Genomic DNA, 1,883 nt, shown 5'->3' on the forward strand with positions numbered 1-1,883 from the left:
CGGCGGACGACCTCGAGGATGTCGCGCTGCAGCAGCGGCAGGAAATCCGGGCTGGTGCCGCCGGCGCGTTCATGAGCCAGCAGGATCTGCAGCCGCTCCTTGGCGGTCTGGGCGGGGTTCGGCTTGCGGGGGCGGAAGCTGATGCCGAACATGGTCATGCCGTCCGCTTCAGCAGCCGCTGCAGGAAGCCGCGGCGCTCGGGGGCATCGAAACGCATCTCGATCTGCTCGCCCAAGAGCCGGCCGACCGCGTCCTCATAGGCACGGCCCGCGGCCGATTTCTCGTCCAGCACCACCGGCATGCCGACGTTCGAGGCCTTCAGCACCGTCGAGCTTTCCGGGATGATGCCCAGCAGCGGGATGGCCAGAATTTCCAGCACGTCCTCGGTGCTCATCATCTCGCCACCGGCGACGCGGGCGGGGTCGAAACGGGTCAGCAGCAGCTGCGCCTTGACCGTGCCCTCGCCCTTTTCGGCGCGGTGGGTCTTGCTGTTCAGCAGCCCCAGCACCCGATCGCTGTCGCGCACCGAGCTGACCTCGGGATTGGTGACGACCACGGCCTCATCGGCGAAATACATCGCCAGATGCGCGCCGCGCTCGATGCCCGCCGGGCTGTCGCAGATGATATAGTCGAATTCCTGACGCAGCTCGTCCAGAACCGCCTTGACCCCCTCTTCGGTCAGCGCGTCCTTGTCGCGGGTCTGCGAGGTCGGCAGCACGAACAGGTTGTCCAGCCGCCGGTCCTTGATCAGCGCCTGCTTCAGCTTGGCGTCGCCCTGAATGACGTTGATGAAGTCGAACACGACCCGGCGCTCGCAGCCCATGATCATGTCCAGATTGCGCAGACCGACGTCGAAATCCACGACCACGGTCTTGTGCCCGCGCATCGCGAGCCCGGCGCTGATCGCGGCCGAGGAGGTGGTCTTGCCCACGCCGCCCTTGCCGGAAGTGACTACGATGACCTTGCTCACGAACGCTTCCTTTCCATCCGGGTTACTTGAGCGGGGCGACGCACAGCTTCTCGCCCTCGAGATAGACCTGCACGAAGTCGCGCGGAATGTCCGGGCCCAGCGTCTCGCTGGTGCGATAAAGCCCGGCAATGGCCAGCAGTTCGGCATCCAGCGCATGGCAGAAGATCCGCGCCGAGGTGTCGCCATTGACCCCGGCCAGCGCCCGCCCGCGCAGCCGGCCATAGATGTGGATATTGCCGGTCGCGATGACCTCGGCCCCGGAACTGACCGGGCCGATGATCACCAGATCGCCGCGATCGGCAAAGACCGTCTGCCCCGAGCGTACCGGCTGGGTGATCAGCCGCGCCTGCGGTTCCTTCGGCGCCGGTTCGGGCTCGGGCTTGCCGCGTCCGGGTCGGGTCCGGGCCACGACCTGCGCCGCGGCCTGCGCCTGACCGACCCGCTCCAGCCCGACATCGCGGCCCGAGGGCAGCACGATCAGCCCCGCCGCCTGCGCCGCCTGCGCCTGCGCGGCGCTGGCATTCTGCACGCCAAAGACCGAGAGTCGGCGGCTGCGCAATTCCCCCGCCAGATTGGCCATGGCCTCAAAGCCGTCCAGCCCCTCGGCCTCGGTCAGATCCAGCACCAGCGGCGCGTTCTCGAAAAACAGCGGCGTCTGGCGCAGCCGCGCTTCGAGCGCCGCCAGAAAGTCGCCATCCGCCCGCCCGGACAGATGCAGCGCCACCGCGGTCAGCGACCGACCACGGAATTGAAGGGGCTTGACGGTGGTCGCGACCGGCTGCCCCGCGGTCGCCTCGCTTCGCTGTGACTGCACGCCTGTCTCTGCCTGTTATCCCGAACGCGAACAGCCCGCAGTCCGGATTTTGATGACAACCCTAGACCGACAAAAAACCCGCGTCCATCACGAACAGGA

Annotated in this window: 3 protein-coding genes; all 3 read right to left on the reverse strand. The window is 67.4% G+C overall.

The window, feature by feature from the left end:
- Positions 1–152, reverse strand: a 152-nt coding sequence (gene minE / locus GL300_RS25960; protein WP_155042565.1) for a cell division topological specificity factor MinE, incomplete at its 3' end; no start/stop codon positions are given.
- Positions 153–154: 2 nt separating this feature from the next.
- The gene (minD, locus tag GL300_RS25965; protein ID WP_192339026.1) at positions 155–970 is read right to left on the reverse strand and encodes a septum site-determining protein MinD; all 816 of its coding nucleotides are present in this window, start codon (positions 968–970) and stop codon (positions 155–157) included.
- 22 nt (positions 971–992) lie between these two features.
- On the reverse strand, positions 993–1,784 hold the full coding sequence (gene minC / locus GL300_RS25970) for a septum site-determining protein MinC (RefSeq protein ID WP_343043228.1): 792 nt from the start codon (positions 1,782–1,784) through the stop codon (positions 993–995).
- Between the last annotated feature and the right edge of the window lie 99 nt (positions 1,785–1,883).

This window comes from Paracoccus litorisediminis (assembly GCF_009711205.1).
Classification (GTDB): Bacteria; Pseudomonadota; Alphaproteobacteria; order Rhodobacterales; family Rhodobacteraceae; genus Paracoccus; species Paracoccus litorisediminis.